The 22,255-nt window shown below is 63.7% G+C and carries 25 protein-coding genes and 1 tRNA gene; 7 read left to right on the top strand and 19 right to left on the bottom strand.

The window, feature by feature from the left end; translation table 11 throughout:
- The first annotated feature begins 382 nt into the window (after nucleotides 1–382).
- The 3 genes from IVA92_RS21850 (at nucleotide 383) to IVA92_RS21840 (ending at nucleotide 2,489) form a co-directional block, all read left to right on the top strand.
- Nucleotides 383–622 (top strand): hypothetical protein, encoded by a 240-nt coding sequence (locus IVA92_RS21850; RefSeq protein ID WP_247277081.1) that lies wholly within the window; start codon nucleotides 383–385, stop codon nucleotides 620–622.
- Between the two features lie 758 nt (nucleotides 623–1,380).
- The gene (locus tag IVA92_RS21845) at nucleotides 1,381–1,584 is read left to right on the top strand and encodes a hypothetical protein (protein ID WP_247277080.1); all 204 of its coding nucleotides are present in this window, start codon (nucleotides 1,381–1,383) and stop codon (nucleotides 1,582–1,584) included.
- Nucleotides 1,585–1,976: 392 nt separating this feature from the next.
- Entirely contained in the window at nucleotides 1,977–2,489 is a 513-nt protein-coding gene (locus IVA92_RS21840; RefSeq protein WP_247277079.1) for a septal ring lytic transglycosylase RlpA family protein, read from the top strand.
- Between the two features lie 361 nt (nucleotides 2,490–2,850).
- Here IVA92_RS21840 and IVA92_RS21835 read toward each other — a convergent pair.
- The 7 genes from IVA92_RS21835 to IVA92_RS21805 all read right to left on the bottom strand — a co-directional run bounded on the left by IVA92_RS21835 (nucleotide 2,851) and on the right by IVA92_RS21805 (nucleotide 7,560).
- Nucleotides 2,851–2,928, bottom strand: a tRNA-Pro gene (locus IVA92_RS21835).
- 104 nt (nucleotides 2,929–3,032) lie between these two features.
- Nucleotides 3,033–3,611: a MerR family transcriptional regulator gene (locus tag IVA92_RS21830; protein WP_247277078.1), complete on the bottom strand. Its 579-nt coding sequence runs from the start codon at nucleotides 3,609–3,611 to the stop codon at nucleotides 3,033–3,035.
- Nucleotides 3,612–3,635: 24 nt separating this feature from the next.
- Entirely contained in the window at nucleotides 3,636–3,977 is a 342-nt protein-coding gene (locus tag IVA92_RS21825; protein ID WP_018456841.1) for an integration host factor subunit alpha, read from the bottom strand.
- Between the two features lie 131 nt (nucleotides 3,978–4,108).
- Nucleotides 4,109–5,089, bottom strand: coding sequence for a beta-ketoacyl-ACP synthase III (locus IVA92_RS21820; protein WP_247277077.1), 981 nt, complete (start codon nucleotides 5,087–5,089; stop codon nucleotides 4,109–4,111).
- The gene (gene plsX, locus IVA92_RS21815) at nucleotides 5,086–6,147 is read right to left on the bottom strand and encodes a phosphate acyltransferase PlsX (RefSeq protein ID WP_247277076.1); all 1,062 of its coding nucleotides are present in this window, start codon (nucleotides 6,145–6,147) and stop codon (nucleotides 5,086–5,088) included. Before plsX ends, IVA92_RS21820 begins: the two co-directional genes overlap by 4 nt.
- 295 nt (nucleotides 6,148–6,442) lie before the next feature.
- Nucleotides 6,443–7,012, bottom strand: a complete 570-nt coding sequence (locus IVA92_RS21810; protein ID WP_247277075.1) for a DUF177 domain-containing protein — start codon at nucleotides 7,010–7,012, stop codon at nucleotides 6,443–6,445.
- Entirely contained in the window at nucleotides 7,009–7,560 is a 552-nt protein-coding gene (locus IVA92_RS21805) for a ubiquinol-cytochrome C chaperone family protein (protein ID WP_247277074.1), read from the bottom strand. Before IVA92_RS21805 ends, IVA92_RS21810 begins: the two co-directional genes overlap by 4 nt.
- Nucleotides 7,561–7,658: 98 nt before the next feature.
- Here IVA92_RS21805 and IVA92_RS21800 point away from each other — a divergent pair, with 98 nt between their 5' ends.
- A complete protein-coding gene (locus IVA92_RS21800; protein ID WP_247277073.1) occupies nucleotides 7,659–8,144 on the top strand; it encodes an outer membrane protein assembly factor BamE in 486 nt (161 codons plus the stop codon).
- A 191-nt stretch (nucleotides 8,145–8,335) separates the two neighbouring features.
- Nucleotides 8,336–9,337 carry a tripartite tricarboxylate transporter substrate binding protein gene (locus IVA92_RS21795; RefSeq protein WP_247277072.1) on the top strand — a complete coding sequence of 334 codons (1,002 nt, stop codon included), beginning with the start codon at nucleotides 8,336–8,338 and terminating at the stop codon, nucleotides 9,335–9,337.
- A gap of 150 nt (nucleotides 9,338–9,487) precedes the next feature.
- On the opposite strand, the gene IVA92_RS21790 is transcribed toward IVA92_RS21795, so the two are convergent.
- From IVA92_RS21790 to IVA92_RS21735, 12 genes are all read right to left on the bottom strand, one after another.
- Complete coding sequence (locus tag IVA92_RS21790) at nucleotides 9,488–11,608, bottom strand: sodium-translocating pyrophosphatase (protein ID WP_247277071.1); 2,121 nt, start codon at nucleotides 11,606–11,608, stop codon at nucleotides 9,488–9,490.
- 232 nt (nucleotides 11,609–11,840) lie between these two features.
- Nucleotides 11,841–12,839, bottom strand: a complete 999-nt coding sequence (thiL, locus tag IVA92_RS21785; RefSeq protein ID WP_247277070.1) for a thiamine-phosphate kinase — start codon at nucleotides 12,837–12,839, stop codon at nucleotides 11,841–11,843.
- A gap of 193 nt (nucleotides 12,840–13,032) precedes the next feature.
- Complete coding sequence (gene nusB, locus IVA92_RS21780; protein WP_027548253.1) at nucleotides 13,033–13,530, bottom strand: transcription antitermination factor NusB; 498 nt, start codon at nucleotides 13,528–13,530, stop codon at nucleotides 13,033–13,035.
- A gap of 3 nt (nucleotides 13,531–13,533) precedes the next feature.
- Nucleotides 13,534–14,025: a 6,7-dimethyl-8-ribityllumazine synthase gene (gene ribH / locus IVA92_RS21775; protein WP_247277069.1), complete on the bottom strand. Its 492-nt coding sequence runs from the start codon at nucleotides 14,023–14,025 to the stop codon at nucleotides 13,534–13,536.
- Nucleotides 14,026–14,180: 155 nt separating this feature from the next.
- Nucleotides 14,181–14,792, bottom strand: coding sequence for a riboflavin synthase (locus IVA92_RS21770; RefSeq protein ID WP_247277068.1), 612 nt, complete (start codon nucleotides 14,790–14,792; stop codon nucleotides 14,181–14,183).
- A complete protein-coding gene (gene ribD / locus IVA92_RS21765) occupies nucleotides 14,792–15,940 on the bottom strand; it encodes a bifunctional diaminohydroxyphosphoribosylaminopyrimidine deaminase/5-amino-6-(5-phosphoribosylamino)uracil reductase RibD (protein ID WP_247277067.1) in 1,149 nt (382 codons plus the stop codon). The genes IVA92_RS21770 and ribD overlap by 1 nt, the downstream gene beginning before the upstream one ends.
- Nucleotides 15,937–16,419, bottom strand: a complete 483-nt coding sequence (nrdR, locus tag IVA92_RS21760) for a transcriptional regulator NrdR (protein WP_011087793.1) — start codon at nucleotides 16,417–16,419, stop codon at nucleotides 15,937–15,939. The genes ribD and nrdR overlap by 4 nt, the downstream gene beginning before the upstream one ends.
- Before the next feature lie 15 nt (nucleotides 16,420–16,434).
- A complete protein-coding gene (glyA, locus tag IVA92_RS21755) occupies nucleotides 16,435–17,733 on the bottom strand; it encodes a serine hydroxymethyltransferase (RefSeq protein ID WP_247277066.1) in 1,299 nt (432 codons plus the stop codon).
- A gap of 266 nt (nucleotides 17,734–17,999) precedes the next feature.
- Entirely contained in the window at nucleotides 18,000–18,221 is a 222-nt protein-coding gene (locus IVA92_RS21750) for a hypothetical protein (RefSeq protein WP_014494771.1), read from the bottom strand.
- Between the two features lie 37 nt (nucleotides 18,222–18,258).
- Entirely contained in the window at nucleotides 18,259–18,495 is a 237-nt protein-coding gene (locus IVA92_RS21745; RefSeq protein WP_247277065.1) for a hypothetical protein, read from the bottom strand.
- A gap of 196 nt (nucleotides 18,496–18,691) precedes the next feature.
- Entirely contained in the window at nucleotides 18,692–19,210 is a 519-nt protein-coding gene (locus IVA92_RS21740) for a MarR family winged helix-turn-helix transcriptional regulator (RefSeq protein ID WP_018320040.1), read from the bottom strand.
- A 506-nt stretch (nucleotides 19,211–19,716) separates the two neighbouring features.
- The gene (locus IVA92_RS21735; protein WP_247277064.1) at nucleotides 19,717–20,214 is read right to left on the bottom strand and encodes a DUF6163 family protein; all 498 of its coding nucleotides are present in this window, start codon (nucleotides 20,212–20,214) and stop codon (nucleotides 19,717–19,719) included.
- A 123-nt stretch (nucleotides 20,215–20,337) separates the two neighbouring features.
- On the opposite strand from IVA92_RS21735, the gene hemB reads away from it, so the two are divergent.
- Both hemB and IVA92_RS21725 read left to right on the top strand, forming a co-directional pair.
- Nucleotides 20,338–21,402 (top strand): porphobilinogen synthase, encoded by a 1,065-nt coding sequence (gene hemB / locus IVA92_RS21730; RefSeq protein WP_247277063.1) that lies wholly within the window; start codon nucleotides 20,338–20,340, stop codon nucleotides 21,400–21,402.
- Nucleotides 21,403–21,613: 211 nt separating this feature from the next.
- The gene (locus IVA92_RS21725; protein ID WP_247277062.1) at nucleotides 21,614–22,153 is read left to right on the top strand and encodes an RDD family protein; all 540 of its coding nucleotides are present in this window, start codon (nucleotides 21,614–21,616) and stop codon (nucleotides 22,151–22,153) included.
- Nucleotides 22,154–22,255: the final 102 nt, after the last annotated feature.

Below are 22,255 nucleotides of genomic sequence, written 5' to 3'. Positions count from 1 at the left end.
CGGACTATTCACATGAAGGCATCGGCAGCCTCGTCGAGGTCACCGCGGTCGAGATGAGGAGCGGTGCGCGGCAGCAGCTTGAGCGAGCACCAATGCCGTTAGCCTCATCCTGAGCAGACCGCGTGAAGTGGTCGTCTCAAGGACGACGCGCAAGACTGCTCAAAACCGTATGCGATAGCCCACAATCCGCCCGTCGCTGAGGCTGACCCCGTATTTGTCCGGCTTCGTGTTAGCGGGAATTTTTTTACAATCCGAATCGTCAAATCGATTCCATACGCTGGGGCAAGTCCGGCCCAGGCCAGCGTATTTCTTGCGATTCACAGGCTCTGGCACTCCGCTTGCATCCTCTTCGTGGTCAGAAATAACCGATGAGGTGACAGGAATGTTCGTGACCGTCGTTGCCGTGCTCTGCCGGCTAAGCGCAGCCAGCTCAAGCAGTTGCGTCGAGGAAATCGTGACCGACAGCAACATGACGCCCGAGATGTCGATGATGCAATGCGCGATCGGCGCACAGGCCCCGCTCGCGAAATGGATGGGCGAGCATCCCATCTATCGCGCCAACTGGCGCCTCGAGCGCTACAAATGCGTGCCTGGTCACTACGAGATCAAGGGCCACGCCTAGGCCCGTAGAACTACGACGTCGAGGAAACGCCCCGGAGGCGCACACCGCACGAACTGTTAGCGCCGAGCTCCTACGAAGAATTCAAACGAGTTTGCTACGTGGGAAAGTCAGCGAGATGCTGACCGTGACTGGCAAAAGCGACCGCTGCGGTCAGCAACAACCAATCGCAGCAGGCCGACGGCTGAGTCCTCGCACGCTCTGGCTACGAACGTAATCGATCCGGCTCAAGATACGCTCGCCAGTGTAATAGGCCTGGAGTAGGCTGCCGAAGCCACGTTTGTCGTGGCGATATTTTGGATCGGAGAAATCAATGTCAATAGTAAGAGCTGTTGCCCTGTTTACGATCCTTGCCTTCGGATGTGTTGTAGTCGCCGCGGGTTTCATGACATCGCCAGTATCCGCGGGCAAAATGGATGGCAAGCCGGGAGGGGGACGTAACTCGGCACACTATGACAATCCGAGCAGCGGCGGCGCAGCAAAGCCGCCGACTTCGACGAAGAAGTCACGTGCGCAATGAGAGTTGAGAGGGTCGCCGATTGACCCGAGCCTTGACGAGGATGGCCGCAGCGAAACATCGCTGCGGCCCGCGCGCCAAATGTGCCGGAGCATTTCGCAAGGAGCTAAATGGTAGTTCCATGCATGAGGCAATCGAAGCCACCGTATCGACCCGAACCTGCACCGCGTCCTCGCCGAGCAGATCCCACGCACCGGCCAGCTGAGGGACCTCGAAGCCTTCAACCGCGATTGTCCACGTTCTCGTGCGCGCCTATCTCGAAAGCCACCGCAAGGAGATGCGCAAGATCGCTCCGGGCCTTGCGACGTTCATCTGCGTCAGCGCGATCGAAGCGGTCGCACACAACACAGTGCTGAACCAGGCCGAGATGCTGCCAGAGAAAATGGTGAGGACGCTGGCGGACGAGACGACGCGGATGGTGGTGGGGTATTTGCGAGCAACCGCTTAGCAGTCGATATTGCGAGCGCTCATTGCGAGAGCATCGACAAGCCCCGAAGGTTGGGTCTCTACCTTGTCTGACTGGGCGTTGTGGCAGCTAACACAAATTGCGAAGCCCGAGCAGTTTGGAGATCGAAGGACTGTACTATCGAAGTAGAAGCCAAGTAGCGGCTGCTGCACGCGGCAATTTCGTGTCTTTGGGTTGCAGATCTACGGCGTGATGCGCCGCAGCGAAACAAGTGCTTGCTGCGCTGCCCTTAGTACTCTCGGAACTAGGCATCGAACCAGCGGTATGCATTCACCTTTGTCTGCACGAGAATGCGGGTGCAGGAACACAGGCCGATGAGTTTGCATTGTCCATCAGTTTTATGCGTGAGGCCGACCATGCAAGTTCTTTGTAGAATGATCGCGATTGCGACAATCCCAGCTTGGATGACGATCTGCTCGACTCCTGCTGTCGCGCAAAGCTTCGATGATAGGTGGTCCATCATTCCAAAAGCTCACGCGGAGCCAGCTCCTGAAGGGCTCGACCAGACAAAGAAGGACGAAACGCAATCGCAACCTTCGACCCCACAGCAAGCGCAACCTCTGACTCCGGAAGAGCCCTCGAAAGATAGTTTAGGAGCCCAATCTTCTCATCGAGTCATTTCCGGCAAAGCCTCCTACTATTCTTATCCCAAAGGCAAGACAGCAAGCGGTTCATCGTTTGATCGTAATCGGCTAACAGCGGCGCACCGCCACCTGCCCTTCGGCACCAAGTTGCGCGTCACTCACGGCAGCCGAAGCGTCATCGTGACAGTCAATGACCGCGGTCCGTTCGTCCGCAGTCGCGTCCTCGACCTTTCGCTGGCTGCTGCGCGCAGCTTGGGGATTACGGATCGTGGCGTGGCTCAGATTCGTGCAGAGGTGTTGTGAACATACAACCGGCGTCGAAGCGAAATTGCCTGCAATCAAAAGAACTCCGACGCTACTGCGCCATTGTTCTCGTCAGTATACCATTTACTCTGCGGGCCGACGGCAGCGCCGAATGGTGCAAATGCGATCACCCCCGATCCTCTACTTAAGTGCCTCAGCAGCCTCTTCTCCACCGCTGTCAAACCGCTTCGGAAAACCGTTATTCTCCAATGAGATCGCTACTGTGCATGGGGTTGTTTTCGGCGTTATTGTTTCCCGACCACCGAAGGGGCCACCCATTACTTGTCGCCACGCATCCGTGACGGCCGGGAGCAGGCTCCACGCCGACGGTCAATCCGCCCGACAGATGAGTTGAGAAAAATGGTCGGAGCGAGAGGATTTGAACCTCCGACCCCTAGTCTCCCAGACTAGTGCGCTAACCGGGCTGCGCCACGCTCCGAATGCCGTTCCATTAGCTAGGATCGCCGCTTTGTGCAAGGCGCCCGCACCAAATTGGTGTCGGCTCAAATTCCCGGAACTGCCCGCAAAGCCGGCCGAGCGGCCCTACCCGTCCTTCAGCGCCTGATCCAGCATCTCACGGCAGGCAACGAGGTCGGCGAGCGCCCGCCCTAGCCGCTCCCGGTCCAGCGCGCTGGGGCCGGCCGGCGCGGCGGCAGTGCCGCCCTTGCGGAAGGTGGTGAGGATGTCCTCGTCGTCGATCTCGGCGAAGCGGAAGTCGATGCCCTCCTCTTCGTCGCCCTGGTAATCGTCATCGTCGCTGTCGGTGACGCCCTTGATCGGCGCCTCGTCGTCGGGCTCCATCAAGCTCGCGCCGATGGCGTCCTCGATGGCCCCGAACGAGACCGCGGCGGCGCTGTCGGCGAGGCCCTGCACCGATTTGACGCCGTGCTCTTTCAGGATCCGCTGCACCCCGCGGATGGTGTAGCCCTCCCCGTAGAGCAGGCGGCGGATGCCCTTGAGCAGGTCGACGTCGTCGGGGCGGTAGTAGCGGCGGCCGCCGCTGCGCTTCATCGGCTTGATCTGGGAGAACCGCGTCTCCCAGAACCGCAGCACGTGCTGCGGAATGTCGAGTTCCTGCGCTACTTCGCTGATGGTTCGGAACGCATCCGGCGCCTTGTCCAAATGCCAATCCTTTCCGAAAGGCGGTTACGCCTCGGGTTGAGCCTTGCTGGCGTCGCCGTTGGTGCGGTGCTGGGCGTTGATCCGCTGCTTCAGGATCGCCGACGGCTTGAACACCATCACGCGGCGCGGCGAGATCGGCACCTCGGTGCCGGTCTTCGGATTACGGCCGATACGCTGACCCTTCTTGCGCACCATGAAGGAGCCGAACGAGGACAATTTCACCGTCTCGCCCTTCTCAAGGCAGTCGGTGATCTCCTTGAGCACGAGTTCCACGAAGGCGGACGATTCCGTGCGCGACAGGCCCACCTTCTGGTAGACGGCTTCGCACAGATCGACACGCGTTACGGTTTTGCTTTGATCGGTCATCGCCCTGCCCCACATCACGGCGAACAATTGTTGTCTGAAATTAGGAGCTTACGATACAACGGTCAACAGCGCTCATCAATGCAGACGCATCGATAATCGCGCTGATTCCGGCAAAATTTTATCGACTGTTGCTACCAGCGCACGAGCGCGGAGCCCCAGGTGAAGCCGCCGCCCATGGCCTCCAGGAGAACCAGGTCGCCCTTCTTGATGCGGCCGTCCCTGCGTGCCACCGACAGCGCCAAGGGAATCGAAGCCGCCGAGGTGTTGCCGTGGCGGTCCACTGTCAGCACCACCTTCTCCGGCGCGATGTGCAGCTTGTGGGCGGAAGCGTCGATGATTCGCTTGTTGGCCTGGTGCGGCACGAACCAGTCGATGCTGTCGGCGTTGAGCCCGGTCGCCTGGAAGGCATCGACGATCACGTCCGTGATCATGCCGACCGCATGCTTGAAGACCTCACGGCCCTCCATGCGCAGATGGCCGACGGTCTGTGTCGAGGACGGCCCGCCGTCGACGAACAGCTTTGCCTTGTGGCGGCCGTCGGAGCGCAGATGCGTGGTCACGATGCCGCGGTCGGTCGCCGCATTGCCCGGCTGCTCCTGCGCCTCCAGCACGACAGCGCCGGCGCCGTCGCCGAACAGCACGCAGGTGCCGCGGTCGTTCCAGTCGAGGATGCGCGAGAAGGTCTCGGCGCCGATCACCAGCGCGCGCTTATAGGCGCCGGTGCGCAGGAAATTGTCGGCGGTGGCGAGCGCGAACACGAAGCCGGAGCAGACCGCCTGGAGGTCGAACGCCGCGCCATGGTTGATGCCGAGCCCGTGCTGCACGGCGACCGCGGTTGCGGGGAACGTATTGTCCGGCGTCGAGGTCGCCAGCACGATCAGCTCGATCGATTGCGCGTCCACGCCTGCATCGCTCAGCGCAGCCTGCGCCGCCCGCAGCGCCAAGTGCGAGGTGAACTCGCCCTCAGCCGCGATGTGCCGTTCACGGATGCCGGTGCGCTGTACGATCCACTCGTCGGAGGTGTCGATGCGCGCCGCCAATTGGGCGTTGGTCACCACCTGCTCCGGCAGATAAGAGCCGCAGCCGAGCACGACCGAACGAATTTTCGTCACGAAACAGCCTCCTGCGCGGCCTGCACGGAACTGAGTGCACCACCCTCGCGGTTGAGCATCTGATTGATCTTGTTCAGGAGATCGTAGTGAGCCATCTCATAGCCAACATCGATCGCATAGGCAAAGCCTTCGGCGCTGATTCCGCCATGGCTCTTGACCACTAGTCCCTTCAGACCCAGGAACACGCCGCCATTCGACTTGTTTGGGTCCATCTTGTCGCGCAGGGCCTGAAAAGCGCTGCGCGCAAACAGATAGCCGAGCTTGGACAGCCAGCTCCGCTGCATCTCGTTACGGAGTAATTCCGCCATCTGCCGTGCGGTTCCCTCGGCGGCCTTGAGCGCGATGTTGCCGCTAAAACCTTCGGTCACGATGACGTCGGCCAGCCCCTTGCCGATGCCGTCGCCCTCCACGAAGCCGATATAGTCGAGCTCCGGCAGGTTCCTCGCACGCAGGATCTCGCTGGCCTCGCGGATCTCCTCGTGGCCCTTGATCTCCTCGGCGCCGATGTTGAGCAGCCCGACCGTGGGCCGCGTCTTGTCGAACAGCACGCTCGCCATGGCCGCGCCCATGAGCGCGAGCGACACCAAATGGTGGGCGTCGCCGCCGATGGTCGCACCGAGGTCAAGCACGACGGACTGGCCACGCTTGGTCGGCCATATTCCGGTGATCGCCGGGCGGTCGATGCCCGGCAGCATGCGTAAGTGGAAACGCGCCATCGCCATCAGCGCGCCGGTGTTGCCGGCGGAGATCGCAACATCCGCCTCGCCCTTTTTCACGGCATCGATCGCGAGCCACATCGAGGAGGTTTTGCGGCCGCGCCGCAACGCCTGGCTCGGCTTGTCCTCCATGCTGACCGCGACGTCGGTATGGATGATCTTCGAGGCGGCCTTGAGCGCGGGGTGCTTTTCGAGCTCGGGCTCGATCTTGGCGCTGTCCCCGACCAGCAGGAATTCGCTATCGCGGTGCCTGCCAAGCGAGATGGCAGCGCCGGGAATGACCACGGCGGGGCCGACATCGCCTCCCATGGCGTCCAGCGCGATGCGAATCTTGCTTAGCATGAAAGTCCTGGAACCTGGTCTCGTGCGGTCTTGAGCTAGTGGGGCCGCAAATGGGTTCGCCACGGACATGGCGATTGGCCGAGCGCCACGCCGCACCCGGACGGGCCGCGACAATAGCGTTTTGTACCCCCGAAACAACCTCTTGCCCCCAGCCTTTTGCATTCAGGACGATCCGCGAGCGGACCGACAAATCAGGCCGGAAACGCATTGAAATCAAACGGATGAAACCGTTCTTCAAACCATCGCAGCAAACGGCTTGTGCCCGGTCCGAAGCGGTCCCGCCGCAAATGCCGAGCTATTTGCCCTTTTTCTTGTCCTGCAGGGCCTTCAGGGCTGCGAAGGGATGGTCCTCGGGATCGAGGGCGGTGACGTCCGCCTCGAACACGGCCCCCTCCTTGCGCGGGTAGGGATCGATCGCCAGAAACAGCGCGTCAGTGGCGAGACGGCCGAGGTCGATGATGCCATTGACGATCGCCTCCGGCGGGTCGGCGACCGCAGGCAGCGCCTCGTCGTCCCGCCCCTCTTCGATCAGGTCGGCCAGCCGGCGCGCCTCGGCTTCGGGGGCGAACATCATGTCCACCTCCTCCTCGATCTCGCTCTCGATTGGATCGAGCGTGACGACGCAGGTCTGGCCGATCCGGCCGCGGACCAGCCCCGTGACCTGGATCCGCCCGCCGCTTTTCGGCACGACATCGAAGCTGGCATGGGCGGACAGGATCTCCCGCAGGCCTGCGAGCTCGGCCATGGCCTGCCGTTCGGCCGCCGAGGCCTCGAGTACGCGATGCAGGCCGGTGTCGGGGACCTGCGCCACGATGACGGGCGCCCGCCAGGGATCGGGCTCGGATCCGGTCGTCGGTCGGCTCATGGCGTGACATCCTCTGGGAGGGCCGGGGGAAACTTGAAGGACGCGCGCAAGAGCGCGGCCTCGTCGGTCCGGCCGAGATCGGCTTCCGTGTCCCGAGCATAAGCCGCGAGCCTCTTCGCCTGATCCATGCCGGTCCCGTTCAAGATATTCTTGCAGATCGACGATGCCAGCGCCTCGCCGCCGCCCTCCATGGCCTGATCATAGGCCTGGACGCGGCCATAGAAGGCCTCGCCAAAAGCCCGCATCCGCTTCGGTACGGTCTGGTCCCCCACCCCCATCTCGCGCAGATTGTCGTCCATGTCCTCGCAGAACCGATCGAACAGCGCCTGCGACAGCTCGGTGGCGCCCTGGACCGTCCGCAGGCGGCGCAGCAGCAGCCAAAGATGCAGCAGCAACAGGTCGAAACGCCCGTTAACCGTATCCGGCACGCCCAAGTCACGGTAAAATATGGGTTCTCGCGCCTGCGTCACGATCATGCCATAGATGGCCTCGATGGTGCCCCGCGGGGCTAGCCGGGGTTTCCTGAAGTGATTGAACGGCCAAAGCATTGTGGTTTCCGCAAGCGGGCGCGCGCGTGTTGCATTCAGAGCCTCCGCCCGGTACTTCAGCGCCTCGTGCGACGCAAGGGGACGGAATCAGTTCCGCAATGACGATAACGAACCAGACCAGCCAGCGCGCACGTCAGCGGCGCGGCCTTTACGCACGCTGGCGCGGCCTGCGCATGCTCGCGGCCGCGACCCTGGTCGGCGCGGCGCTTGCGGGTTGCACCGGCGAGCAGTTCCAGAAGGGCTACATCCTGCCGCCTGGGGCACTGGAGCAGATTCCGATTGGCGCGAGCCAGGACCAGGTGCTGATCGTGATGGGCACGCCCTCCACCGTCGCGACCCTGGACGGCGAGGTGTTCTACTACATCTCCCAGCGCTCCGAGCGCCCCGTCGCCTTCATGAACCAGAAGGTGGTCGACCAACGCGTGATCGCGATCTATTTCGACAAGAACCGGCGCGTGCGCCGGCTGGCGAATTACGGCCTTCAGGACGGCAAGATCTTCGACTTCATCAGCCGCACCACGGCGACGTCGGGTCAGGAGATGAGCTACCTCGCCCCGCTATTCAAGCTGCTCAGCTTTAACTGAGCCCTTAGAGCGTTTTCGAGCCAAGTGGATACCGGTTCGCGTAAAGAAAACGCGTGAAACAAGAATCTGGAACCCGTTCCGATTGCACCGGAATCGGCTCGAGCCTGCGGCGTCGTGCCGTTTCGTGCGACTTGCCGTCGCGCGTCGGGTTCCCTACGCTCGCTGCAAAACGAGAAGCAGGGAGTGGATTCGTGCCCAAGACTTTTTTGTCCCGTCGTGGTGTGCTCGCTGGCGCTGCCGGCCTCTCGGCCGCAGCAATCCTGCCGCGATCGAGCCTGGCCGACTGGAAGCCCACCGAGAACGTTCGCCTCGTCGTGCCGGCGGCGGCTGGCGGCTCGACCGACGTCATGGGCCGGCTCCTGGCCGCGCATCTGCAGACTGCCTGGGGCCAGTCGGCGGTCGTGGAGAACCGCTCGGGCGGTGGCGGCACTATTGGTACAGCCGAGGTGGTCCGCGCCAAGCCCGATGGTCACACCATCCTGATCGGCAATCCGGGGCCGAACGCGATCGCCTACAGCATTTTCAAGAACCTCACCTACAAGCCGGACCAGCTCCAGCCGGTCTCCAACATGATCCGGATTCCGAACATCGTCTCGGCGCATCCGAAGACCGGCATCAAGTCGATTCCCGAGCTGATCGCGTACCTGAAGGCCAATCCGGACAAGCTCAGCTACGCCTCCTCAGGCGTCGGCCAGAGCCCTCACCTCACCGGCGCCTGGTTCCTCCAGCTCACCGGGTTGAAGATGACCCACATCCCATTCCGCGGCGCGGGCCCCGCACTCCAGGCCGCGCTCGCGGGCGACATCCAGATCCTGTTCGACAATCTCTATCCGAGCCTGCCGCAGGTGCAGAACGGCACGCTCAACGGCCTCTGCGTCACCACGACCGAGCGCAGCGAGCTCGCGCCCAATCTGCCGACCATGCGCGAGAGCGCGCCGGAGCTGGCGAACTTCGACGTCTCCTCCTGGTTCGCCGTCTTCCTGCCGAAGGGCGTCCCTGCGCCCGTGCTCGAAGCGCTCAATCTCCAAGTGAAGGCGATGCTGGAGCGCGACGACATCAAGAAGCAGATCGCCGCCATGGGGGCCCGCGCCGACTACGGCACGCCGCAGCAATTCGCCGTCTTCGTGGATGCCGAGACAAAGAAGTTCGCCGCGATCATCCAGAAGGAAGGCCTGCAAATGGACGTGCAGTAACGCACAGCGTCATTCCGGGGCGGCTCCAACGAGCCGAACCCGGAACCTCGAGATTCCGGGTTCGGTCCTGCGGACCGCCCCGGAATGACAATGAGAAAGAAAACCCCGCGGCTCGCGCCGCGGGGTTTTGTCTCGTTCCACTTCCGCCGCTCAATGCGCCAAGATCGCCAGCAGCAGCAAGGCCACGATGTTCGTGATCTTGATCATCGGGTTCACCGCGGGGCCGGCCGTATCCTTGTAGGGATCGCCGACAGTGTCGCCGGTCACCGCCGACTTGTGGGCATCACTGCCCTTGCCGCCGAAATGGCCGTCCTCGATGTACTTCTTGGCGTTGTCCCAGGCGCCGCCGCCCGAGGTCATGGAGATCGCGACGAACAGGCCCGTCACGATTACGCCGAGCAGCATCGCGCCCACCGCCGAGAACGCCGCCGACTTGCCGGCCGCACCTCCGCCCGCGATCGCGTAGATCAGGAAGTAGACGACGATGGGCGACAGCACCGGCAGCAGCGAGGGGATGATCATCTCCTTGATCGCCGCTTTCGTGAGCAGATCCACCGCCTTGCCGTAGTCCGGCTTGTCGGTGCCCTGCATGATGCCGGGCTTCTCGCGGAACTGCCGGCGCACCTCTTCCACGATCGCGCCGGCCGCACGGCCGACGGCCGTCATGCCCATCGCGCCGAACAGATACGGCAAGAGGCCGCCGAACAACAGGCCCACCACCACGTAGGGATTGTTGAGCGAGAAGTCCGGATTGACGCCGGCGAAGTAGGGATGGCGCGCGGAGTCGGCAACGAAGAACTTGAGGTCCTGGTTGTAGGCCGCGAACAGCACCAGCGCACCGAGACCGGCCGAGCCGATCGCGTAGCCCTTCGTCACCGCCTTGGTGGTGTTGCCGACCGCGTCGAGCGCGTCGGTCGACTTGCGCACCTCCTTCGGCAGGCCCGCCATCTCGGCAATGCCACCGGCATTGTCGGTGACCGGACCGAATGCGTCGAGCGCGACGATCATGCCGGCCAGCGCCAGCATGGTGGCGGTCGCGATCGCGATGCCGAACAGCCCGGCGAGGCTGTAGGTGACCAGGATGCCCGCGATGATGACGATCGCGGGCAGCGCGGTCGCTTCCATCGAGACGGCGAGGCCCTGGATCACGTTGGTGCCGTGGCCGGTCACCGAGGCCTGGGCGATCGACTTCACCGGTCGATAATCGGTGCCGGTGTAGTATTCGGTGATCCAGATGATCAGCGCCGTGACGACGAGGCCGACCACGCCGCATTCGAACAGAGCCATGCCGGTGTAGTCGACGCCGTCGAGCTTGCCGAAGCCGATCAAGTAGTAGATCACCAGCGCGATGCCTATCAGGGACAGGATGCCGGTCGCGATCAGGCCCTTGTAGAGCGCGCCCATGATCGACTGGCTTGGCCCGAGCTTGACGAAGAAGGTGCCGATGATCGAGGTGATGATGCAGATGCCGCCGATCGCGAGCGGCAGCGTCATCATGTTGGCGAGGATCGGCGTCTTTGCGAAGAAGATCGCCGCCAAGACCATGGTGGCGACCGCGGTCACCGCATAGGTCTCGAACAGGTCGGCGGCCATGCCGGCGCAGTCACCGACATTGTCGCCGACATTGTCGGCGATCGTGGCGGGGTTGCGCGGGTCATCCTCGGGGATGCCGGCCTCGACCTTGCCGACGAGGTCGCCGCCGACGTCGGCCCCCTTGGTGAAGATACCGCCGCCAAGACGAGCGAAGATCGAGATCAGCGAGGCGCCGAAGCCGAGCGCCACCAGAGCGTCGACGACGACACGGCTGTCAGGCGCGAGCTTCAGCGAGTGGACCAGGAAGGCGAAATAGAGGGTCACGCCCAGCAGGGCGAGACCGGCGACCAGAAGGCCAGTGATGGCGCCCGCCTTGAAGGCGAGCTCCAGGCCGCCGGCGAGCGAGGTCGTCGCGGCCTGGGCAGTGCGCACATTGGCGCGGACCGAGACGTTCATGCCAATGAAGCCGGCCGCCCCCGACAGGATGGCGCCGATGGCAAAACCGATCGCGACATAAACCCCAAGGAAATAGGCAAGCAGCACGAAGATGACGATGCCGACGAGACCGATCGTGGTGTACTGGCGCCGCAGATACGCCTGTGCACCTTCGCGCACCGCTCCTGCGATCTCCTGCATGCGCGGCGACCCCGCATCCGCGCTCAACACCGAAGACGTCGCCCAAATCGCGTAGACGACGGAAAGCACTCCGCAGAGTACTATCAACCATAATGCTGTCATGTGATTTTTTGCCTCAGATCCTTGATGTACCCCCGGCGCCTTTTGTTCTCCGTCGTGCGGTGCGGCGCCTTGATTTTGAACAAAGCCGCCCTTGCCCGAAGGGGCGGCCCCAGTCGGTTGCGAGCTTGCCAAAATCAAATTGAGGGTGCAACGCCGGATAAGGCCGAAACAGCCGATCTCGGCAGGTATTTAGGCCAGGCCCTGAGCGTCTGGCGCCGGCTTGGAGCGATTCCTAGAAATGGCTGTACGAAAGGCGCTTCAAAGTCAATTCCTGCCCCTGCCCATCAAGGAAGCGCGGCGGCTCTTGGCCCGCAACAATCGTGCCGATCGCCGTGACGGCAAGGCCAGCCGCCCGCCCCGAGGCGATCAGCGCATCGCTTTGCGCCGGCGGCGCGGTGCACAGCACCTCGTAATCGTCGCCACCGGCCAGTAGCGTCTGGATGCCAACGGCCATCCGCGCGACCAGGCCAGCTGCCGCAGCCGATAGCGGTACGTTCGCCACGTCGACGGTGGCCGAGACACCGGACGCTGCGCAAAGTTTGGCGAGATCGCCCGCAAGCCCGTCGGAGACATCCATCGCGGCGGTTGCGTGATCGCGCACGGCCTGCGCCAGCGCGTTGCGCGGCCGCGGCACGCGATAGCGCGAGACCAGAAAATCCCGTGCGGCGGGATCGGATGTCAGCGCGCCGGCCGCAGCGCCGCCGGTGAGCACGTCGAGGCCGAGCGCGGCATCGCCGATCGTTCCCGTCACCAGAATGCGCTCGCCCGGCCGCGCGCCGATGCGACCGACCATTCGTCCTTGCGGGACGCGGCCGAAGGCGGTGATCGAGATCATCTGCGGCCCCGGCGTCGACACCGTGTCGCCGCCGAGCAGCGGGCACGCGAAGCTCTTGGCGTCCTCGCCGAGCGCATCCGCAAACGGCCGCAGCCAGGCATCCTCCCTGTTGCGCAATGCCAGCGTCAGCACGAATCCGGCTGGGACCGCGCCCTTGGCCGCGAGATCGGACAGGTTCACCCGCAGCGCCTTGCGCGCGATGGTGTCAGGGGGATCAATGGCAAGATAATGCACGCCCTCCACCACCGCGTCGGTGGTGACGACGATGTCCTCGCCAGCCGATCTCAGGATCGCGGCATCGTCGACCAGTCCGAACGCGCCGGGATCGATCGCCAGCGGCTTGAAATAACGCGCGATAAGGGAGTCTTCGCCAGAGAGATTTTGCGTGTCTGCCATCGGCGCCAGCCTCACCCCTCTCTGTCATCGCCCGGGAAAAGCGCGAAGCGCGTCATCAAAAAAGCCACCGGGCGATCCGGTATTCCAGAGACGGTCGGGCGACATCGATAGGCCGCGGCGTACTGGATTCGCCGGTGATGACGCCGGTATATGGGGCAATCATATCGCATCACTTCACCACCCCAGGGTATCGCTACCCACGCCCGAACTCGTCACCGCGAAACTGGCGGCCGATCTGGTCGAGGACTGCGTTGACCATGCCGGTCTCCTCGCGGTCGACGAAAGCGTTGGCGACGTCGACATATTCGGAGACCACGACGCGGCCCGGGACGTCCTTGCGGTGCTGGAGCTCATAGGCCCCGGCCCGCAGCACTGCACGCAGGATCGCCTCGATCCGCTTCAGGGGCCAGCCCTTCGACAGCGCCTCGTCGATCAGCGGATCGAGCTTCTTCTGGTCGCGCACGACGCCGGAGACGACGTCGCGGAAGAAGGCGGCCTCCGCCGGAAGGTACGTATCGCCCTCGACCTCGTTGCCGAGCCAGTGGCTCTCGAACTCCGCAAAAATGTCGTTGATGCCCGCACCGGCGATGTCCATCTGGTAGAGCGCCTGGACGGCGGCGAGCCGCGCCGCGCCGCGGCGGTTCGCCTTCTTCTCCGGAGCACCCGCCGGCTTTTTGTTGTTGTCGGCCATGGCTCAGGCCTGCGCCAGACGGCGTTTGATGCGCAGCATCGCAAGCGCGGCACGTGCGGCATCGCCGCCTTTGTTGAGCTCGCTGGCGCGTGCCCGCGCCCAGGCCTGCGCTTCGGTGTTGACGGTGAGAATGCCGTTGCCGAGCGGCAGCTTTCGCGCCACGGCAAGATCCATCAGCGCGCGCGAGGATTCCTGCGAGACGATCTCGAAATGAATGGTGTCGCCGCGGATGACGCAGCCGAGCGCGATCACTGCGTCATAGGGCTTGCCGTTCGCCGCAGCCGCGTCGACCGCGATGGCGACCGCCGCCGGAATTTCCAGCGCGCCGGGAACCGTGATGACGTCATGCGTCAGGCCGGCCGCCTTCAGCTCGGCGATTGCGCCGTCGAGAAGCGCGTCCTGGAGATCGTCATAGAACCGCGCTTCGACAATCAGCGCGCGGGCGCCGGAAATGTCGGTCTGGTCTTTCAGGGGTGCGCGCCGCGCGTCTGCCATCGTTCAATCCGTTTCGAAAGGGTCGGCGCTATGTAGTCGCCGGAAGCAGGTAAGCCAAGTTCTAAAGACATGGTCATTCCGGGGCGGCTCGAAGAGCCGAACCCGGAATCTCGAGATTCCGGGTTCGATGCTAACGCATCGCCCCGGAATGACGGCTACGCCGTCATTTCCGTCAGCCGCGCCGCGTAGCGAGCCATCAGATCGACCTCGATATTGACCTCGTCCCCCGCTTTCCAGCCGCCGATCGTCGTCACCGTCAGCGTGTGCGGGATGATAAGCACCGAAAAGGTCACGTCCTTCACTGTATTGACGGTCAGCGAGACTCCGTCGAGCGTGATCGAGCCCTTGGTGGCGATGAAGCGCGCCAGCTCGCGCGTCGTCGAGAGCTCGAACCTCGCCATCTCGGGCAGGTCCTCGCGGCTGAGCAGCGTCGCGACACCGTCGGCATGGCCGGCGACGATATGACCGCCGAGCTCGTCGCCGATCTTCAGCGCCCGCTCGAGGTTCAGCCGTGTGCCGACCTTCCAGTGTTTTGCGGTCGTCAGCGCCAGCGTCTCGGCGGCGGCATCGACGTCGAACCACGTCTTGCCCGCCTGAACGCCGGAGGCGACCACGGTGAGGCAGACGCCGTTGCAGGCGATCGAGGCGCCATCGGCGATGGTGGCGCGATCATAATTGCAGGCGATGCGCAGACGGTGCAGCTGCCCCTGCGCCGTCGGCGTGAAACTGACGATCTCGCCGATATCGGTGACAATGCCAGTGAACATTACGAGCGCTCGTAAACGGTGAGAGTATCCTTGTCGAATGTCTCGCTAGCATGAACCTTGTAGGCCCGCGACTGCGTGATTTTCGACAGGGGCAATGCATCGAGCGCATCGACGCCGCCAGAGCCCACCTCTTCCGTGCCGCGGAACAGCCAGATTTCGTCGGCGAGGTCGGCCGCGACGAAGGACGCGGCGACACGGCTGCCGCCTTCGACCATCAGCCGCGTGATGCCTTTCTCAGCCAGCGCATGCAGCACGGCCGTGAGATCGAGTCCTGATGCACCGACCGACGGCACACGCAACATTTGCGCACCGGCCGCGCCAAGCCGTGTGGCGGCTGCGGCTTCGGCGAGTTCAGAACTCACCACCCAGAGCGGTGTTTCTCGCGCAGTGCGGACAAGCTTGCTCGCGCCGGGAATGCGCAGGCTCTGATCGAGCACGACCCGCACCGGCGAGCGCGCCCCCATGCCCGGCAGGCGGCAGGTGAGCATCGGATCGTCCGCCAGCACCGTGCCGATGCCGACCAGGATGGCATCGCTCTGAGCGCGCAAGAGGTGCACGCGATTGCGCACCGCCTCGCCGGTGATCGCGACCGGCTTGCCGCCGGCCGCACCGATCTTGTCGTCAGGCGAGACCGCAAGCTTCAGGATCACGTGCGGACGCTTGTCCCGGATGCGACGGAAATGCCCGGCGTGATCGAACGCAGCCTCTGCCGCGCAGAGACCGACGTCCACCGTTATGCCGGCTGCCCGCAAGCGCGCATGACCCTGGCCGCCGACTTCAGGATTGGGATCCTCGATCGCCGCCACGACCCGCGCGATCCCGGCGGCGATCACCGCATCGGCGCAAGGCGGCGACTTGCCGAAATGCGAGCACGGCTCCAGTGTGACGTAAAGCGTGGCGCCGAGCGCCGCTTCGCCTGCCCGCCGCAAGGCTTCGGGCTCGCCATGCGGCCGCCCGCCAGGCTGTGTCCAGCCGCGACCGACGATCACGCCGTCCTTGACGATGACCGCGCCCACGGCCGGATTAGGCCAGGTGCGGCCCTGCCCGCGGCGCCCAAGCGCCAGCGCAAGCTGCATGAAGCGGAGATCCGCATCCTTGGCCTCACGGGCCTTCTGCGCGAACTGATCTTCCAGGATGCGGAAGATCATTTGCGGATCGCGGCGAGCCGCGCTTCCTCCTCACCGGAGAGCTCGCCGAGCACGTCGGCGAAATCCTTGGCCTCGCGGAAATTGCGGTAGACGGAAGCAAAGCGCACATAGGCGACGTCGTCGAGCGTGCGCAGATGCTCCATCACGGTCTCGCCGATCACCTCGGAGGAGATCTCCGCCTCGCCGCCGGTCTCGAGCTCGCGCACGATGGTGGAGACCATCTTCTCCACCCGTTCCGGCTCGACCTGCCGCTTGCGCAGTGAGATCTGCACCGAGCGCATCAGCTTGTCGCGGTCGAACGGCACGCGGCGGCCGTTGCGCTTGATCACTGTGAGCTCGCGCAGCTGCACGCGCTCGAAGGTGGTGAAGCGGAAATTGCAGGCGACGCACACGCGCCGCCTGCGGATGACGGACGAATCCTCGGTCGGACGCGAGTCCTTTACCTGCGTATCGAGACTGTTGCAGTTCGGGCAGCGCATCCGTGTACCTTGACCTTACTGGTAGATCGGGAACCGGTCGGTGAGCGCCTTGACCCGTTCCTTGATCGCCGCTTCCACGAGCGGCGCCTTGCCGTCGTCGGATTGTGCGATCGCGTTGAGCACTTCGGCGATCATGCCGCCGACCTGCTGGAATTCGGCGACACCGAAACCGCGGGTGGTCGCGGCCGGAGTGCCGAGGCGGAGGCCGGAGGTGACGAACGGCTTTTCGGGATCGAACGGAATGCCGTTCTTGTTGCAGGTGATGGCGGCGCGGACCAGCGCCTTCTCCGAGACGTTGCCCTTCAGGCCCTTCGGCCTGAGGTCAACGAGCATCAGATGGTTGTCGGTGCCGCCCGAGACAATATCGAACCCATGGCTCTTCATCGCCTCGGCCAGCGCCTTGGCATTCTCGACGACGTTCTTGGCGTAGACCTTGAAGTCCGGACGCAGCGCTTCGCCGAAGGCGACCGCCTTCGCCGCGATCACATGCATCAGGGGACCTCCCTGCAGGCCCGGGAAAATCGCCCCGTTTAGCTTCTTGGTCAGCGTCTCGTCGTTCCAGAGCATCAGGCCGCCACGCGGACCGCGCAGCGATTTGTGCGTCGTGGTGGTGGTGACGTGGGCATAGGGCACCGGCGAGGCGTGCACGCCGCCGGCGACGAGGCCGGCGAAGTGAGCCATGTCGACCAGCAGATACGCGCCGACACTATCGGCGATCTCGCGGAAACGCTTGAAGTCCCAGGCGCGAGAATAGGCCGAGCCGCCCGCGACGATCAGCTTCGGCTTGACCTCTTCGGCCTGCTTGGCGACCGCGTCCATGTCGATGATCTGGTCCTCGCGGCGCACGGTGTAGTGCGCGGCCTTGAACCACTTGCCGCTCATGTTGACGGGCGAGCCGTGGGTGAGATGGCCGCCGGCCGCAAGATCAAGTCCCATGAAGGTGTCGCCCGGCTGGAGCAGCGCCAGGAACACCGCCTGATTCATCTGGCTGCCAGAGTTCGGTTGCACGTTGGCAAAGTTGGCGCCGAACAGCTTCTTGGCGCGATCGATCGCAAGGTTTTCGGCGACGTCGACCCACTCACAACCGCCGTAGTAGCGCGCGCCCGGATAGCCTTCCGCATATTTGTTGGTCATCACCGAACCCTGCGCTTCCAGCACGGCCCGGCTGACGATGTTCTCGGAGGCGATCAGCTCGACCTCATGGCGCTGCCGGCCCAGCTCGCCCTTGATGGCGGCGGCGATGTCCGGGTCGGCCTGCTCGAGCGAGGCGGTGAAAAACGAATCGGGCGCGGAAGCGGTTTTGGCTGAGGTCATCTTGCGAATATCTCCACCGCCGCAGCCTGTTGGCGGGCTACGGGCGGGTCTGGTGTGGCGGTCGGAAGCAATGCGCGATCTACCACATTGCCCGCTCCCGGCCAAGCATTTGCGGGTCGGGCCTGAGATTTGTGCAAGATATGGTGGGGATTGGAGGTTTTCGGCATTGGAGCGGTTTCATAGAACCGCTCCTCCGCGAATGTCCGGACAGGACCACTTTGGACCGCACGTCGCGCCAACGGCCGGCGGCCGCAGCCGGCGTCGTTTTAGAGCCCGGTATACCCCGCTTTCACGGGGTCCACGCTGCCGTCGAGCTGCCGCAGATAAGTCAGGCCGCAGACCGTCAAGCGGTGCGGGTCCTTCTCGCCGGCCTCCATCAAAGTATTGAGATAGTTCGTGACCTTGGCCCGTGCCTCCTCGCTTGCCGCCGCGGTGCGGTTGGCGAGCAGGTCATAGGTCTGCATGATGCGGTCGATGGCGGCTTCCATGGCACCCTCTGGTTCTCTCGAATTTTGGGAGTTTTGATCAGGCAACCGCTCGAGCCTCGGACTGCATCTCAAACCTGGTGATCGCCTTGTTGGCGAGCCTGATCTTGTTGAATTCGCCCTGCTGGAGCAGCTTGACGATGATCCCGAGCAGGCGCTCGTCGGTGACGAGGGAATCTGGGATCGCGCCGGAGCGGCGAAGGTAGTTGGCGGCAATGGCGTAGGCTTCGCTCACAAGTTCCACGTTCAGCGCCTGAAGCCCACGCTCGACCAGCATCGACGTTTCTCCGATCCGAAGGAGATAAGCGCCGAGCCCGGAACTGGTTCCTCACGGCGAGACATTTTCTTCGCAGCGCAAAAAGTAAAGCGCACCGGTCCGGACGAATCCGGGCCGGCGCTCTGGGGAAGTTGAGGCACGTTCGGGCGGTTTGCCGGTCTTGTTTGGGGCCGGCTTGGCCTTAATCCCTTGGAACTCAGAGCCGATACAGGATCTGGTCGGTCCAGAACCGCTCGAGGCGGTGCAGCGACTTGTTGAGGGTCGAGAACTCCTCGCCCGAGATGCCGCCGACCTGCTCCACCGTCTTGACGTGCTTCTGGTAGAGCGCATCGACTATGCGGCGGACTTCCTGGCCCTGCGGGGTCAGGCGGATGCGCACCGAGCGGCGATCAACGCGCGACCGCTGATGATCGAGGAAACCGAGCTCGACGAGCTTCTTCAGATTGTAGGAGACGTTGGAGCCGAGATAGTAACCGCGCGTGCGCAGCTCGCCCGCGGTCAGCTCCTTGTCACCGATGTTGTAGAGCAAGAGCGCCTGGACCGAGTTGATGTCCGCACGGCCGCGGCGATCGAACTCGTCCTTGATCACGTCGAGGAGCCGGCGATGCAGCCGCTCCACCAGAGTCAAAGCTTCCAGATAGAGCGACTGCACCGAACCCTGCTGGCCGGAGACGCGCTCTGCGGTATCTGCCGCAGTTGCGACGGCTTTCATCATGACACTTCCCCTGTTGTCGTTTTTATCGACACTTATTCGACGAAACTTGTGTCCCGCCTGATAGGTGCAACTTAAGGGGCTCGTTTGAAGAACGGCTTAAATAAGAGAATAAAGAGATCATGAATTTAAGACAGTGAATTGCGGATTAAGCCTGTACTACAAGCACTTTTCGCAACACTCTGTTGACCCTCGCAAGGTCCTGTTCACCCTCCGTCCGCCCCCTTGTCGCATTCCAGCACAGCGGCGCCCCGTTTCGAAACGCGGGCGTAACAGCTGTGGCGGAACAATGCTGGTCAACGAAAACTTACCGCAAATTTTAGGCAACCAACGGTCAACCAAGTGCAACATCTCTTGTCCCGACAAGCGCCGCGAAGCAGGGCGCAGAGCCGGGACTCAGATGCCATAATCGGGACCGTAAAAAGATGCGGCGCGGCTCTACAAGCATTACGCCGCAAATGCAGCGCGCTGCATTGCGCCCGGGCACGAGAGCATTTCCGCGAAACGCGCTACGGCGGTCGTTCCCGCGCAGCCATCCAGGCGAGCGCGAGATAGGCGGCGAGCATGAACGCTTCGACACCGACCACGACCAGGCTGCCGCCGTAGATGCCGGGAAACATCAGCTCGATCACCGCCATCGACACCACGGTCGTCAGCCACACCACAGCGCCCCAGGGCGTCGCCAGCCAGAGACCAACTGCTGCGACGAGCTCGATCACGGCGAAGTAGACGGTTGCGGCCTGCCAGGCCATCGCCTGGTTCTCGAAGGCCTCGTCGTCGCCGCCGACGAAACCCGTCACTTGCGCCCAGTGATAGAGACCCTTCAGGATCGAGAGCAGCGCCATCACACGCAGGAACAGCACGAGCCGGCGCGTCCAGACATTGTCATCGGACGCAGAGCGCTCCGACGAGATCGCCGCCACCGACATCGCGCTATCCCTGGCGCTGTCTCTGGCATTGTCCCGGGCGCTGTCGCGGGCCGCATCGCGTGTGGAAATCTCGGACATGGCCCCCTTCTGGCTGCTTCGCCTCGCAAAATCAATCGGCTGCCATCCCTTGCGGCAGGTCAAGCCGCGGTGACGGGAACCATGCGAGCTGGTATAAGAATAATTCCAGCCGGAGGAAGAGTGATGGCGATCAAATACGGACGTCCGATCGAACTGCGCGAGGTTTCGCGCCGGGATGGCGCTAGCGCCTCCCCTGCCCTCGATCTGACCGTCCGCCCGCGCCGCAACCGCAAGGCCGAGTGGGCCCGGCGCATGGTGCGCGAGAATGCCATCACCACGGATGATCTGATCTGGCCGCTGTTCCTGATCGACGGCAGCGACAAGCGCGAGCCCGTCGCCTCCATGCCCGGCGTCGACCGCCTCAGCGTCGACCAGGCGGTGCGCGAGGCCGAGCGCGCCATGAAGCTCACCATCCCCTGTATCGCGCTGTTTCCCTATACCGACCCGTCCTTACGCGACGAGGAAGGATCGGAAGCGACCAACCCGAACAATCTGGTCTGCCAAACTGTGCGCGCGATCAAGAAGGAGTTTCCGGAGATCGGCATTCTCTGCGACGTCGCGCTCGATCCCTTCACCAGTCACGGTCATGACGGCCTGATCTCCGACGGCAAGATCTTGAACGACGAGACGGTCGCGGTGCTGGTGCGCCAGGCCCTGGTGCAGGCCGAAGCCGGCTGCGACATCATCGCGCCGTCGGACATGATGGACGGCCGCGTCGCCGCGATCCGCGAGGGGCTCGACTGCTCAGGCCTGCTCGACGTGCAGATCATGGCCTATGCGGCCAAATACGCTTCCGCCTTCTATGGCCCGTTCCGCGACGCCATCGGCTCGGCCAAGACACTCACCGGCGACAAGCGCACCTACCAGATGGACAGCGCCAATAGCGACGAAGCACTGCGCGAGGTCGAGCTCGACATCGCCGAGGGCGCCGACATGGTGATGGTGAAGCCCGGCATGCCTTATCTGGACGTGGTCCGCCGTGTGAAGGATACTTTTGCGATGCCGACCTTCGCCTACCAGGTCTCCGGCGAATACGCGATGATCGCGGCCGCGGCCAATAACGGCTGGCTCGACGGCGAGCGCGCGATGATGGAAAGCCTGCTCGCCTTCAAGCGCGCCGGCGCCGACGGTGTGCTGAGCTACTTTGCGCCGAAGGTCGCGGAGAAGCTGCGGGCGCAGGGGTCATAAACGCCCACCGCCTCTTTGATGTCGTCCCGGCGAAGGCCGGCCACCTGTCCTGGTCTTGGCCAGGACGACGGAAGCGTCGCGCCAGCGCGGCCTCCGCGCCGCTCCGCCGCCGAATTGCCGGAATATTTTCGCTTGTTGATCCCAGCGCGCCCTTGGCATGCGAACGGCCTGTTCCCATGTCCTGCCACGGGGGTTCGCTGGGAGAACGGACATGTCGGACTCGGGCAATTCAGGCGCCTGGCGCAACGACAGCGGCGTGCAGCCGCACGCCTACGATCCCTATCTGCATCCGGAGCTGTTCCGCGGTGTTGCGACGCGGCGGGTGTTCGCCTTCCTGGTCGACATGGTCGTGATCTCGGTGCCGGTGATCCTCGGCTATATCTTCATCGCCTTGTTCGGTGTGGTCACGCTCGGCATCGGCTGGGCGCTGTTCTGGATCGCCTGGCCGGCCTCGGTGGTCTGGGCCATCGTCTATTACGGCGCCAGCATCGGCGGCCCTTCCTCCGCGACAGTGGGCATGCGCCTGATGGATCTGGAACTGCGCACCTGGTACGGCGCGCCCGGCTACTTCGTGCTCGGCGCCACCCATGCGGTGCTGTTCTGGGTGACCGTCTCGTTCCTGTCGCCCTTCGTGGTGCTGGTCGGCCTGTTCAACGGCCGCCGTCGCCTGCTGCATGATTTCGTCTTGGGAACGGTCGTGATCAACAATTCGGTCCGCGTACCCGCGCCCCAGGCCGCAAGGACGTCCTGATCAAGGACCTATCAACCCGGATCTTCTAAGCTGACTGATCTGATCTGCCGAGCAGGCCAATTGACCCGGAGCTTCCGTAGCGCGATGCTGACACACAGTTCG

Source organism: Bradyrhizobium sp. 154, from assembly GCF_023073875.1.
Lineage (GTDB): Bacteria > Pseudomonadota > Alphaproteobacteria > Rhizobiales > Xanthobacteraceae > Bradyrhizobium.
Note: the sequence above shows the minus strand (reverse complement) of the source record. Positions and strands in the feature narration are given on the sequence as shown.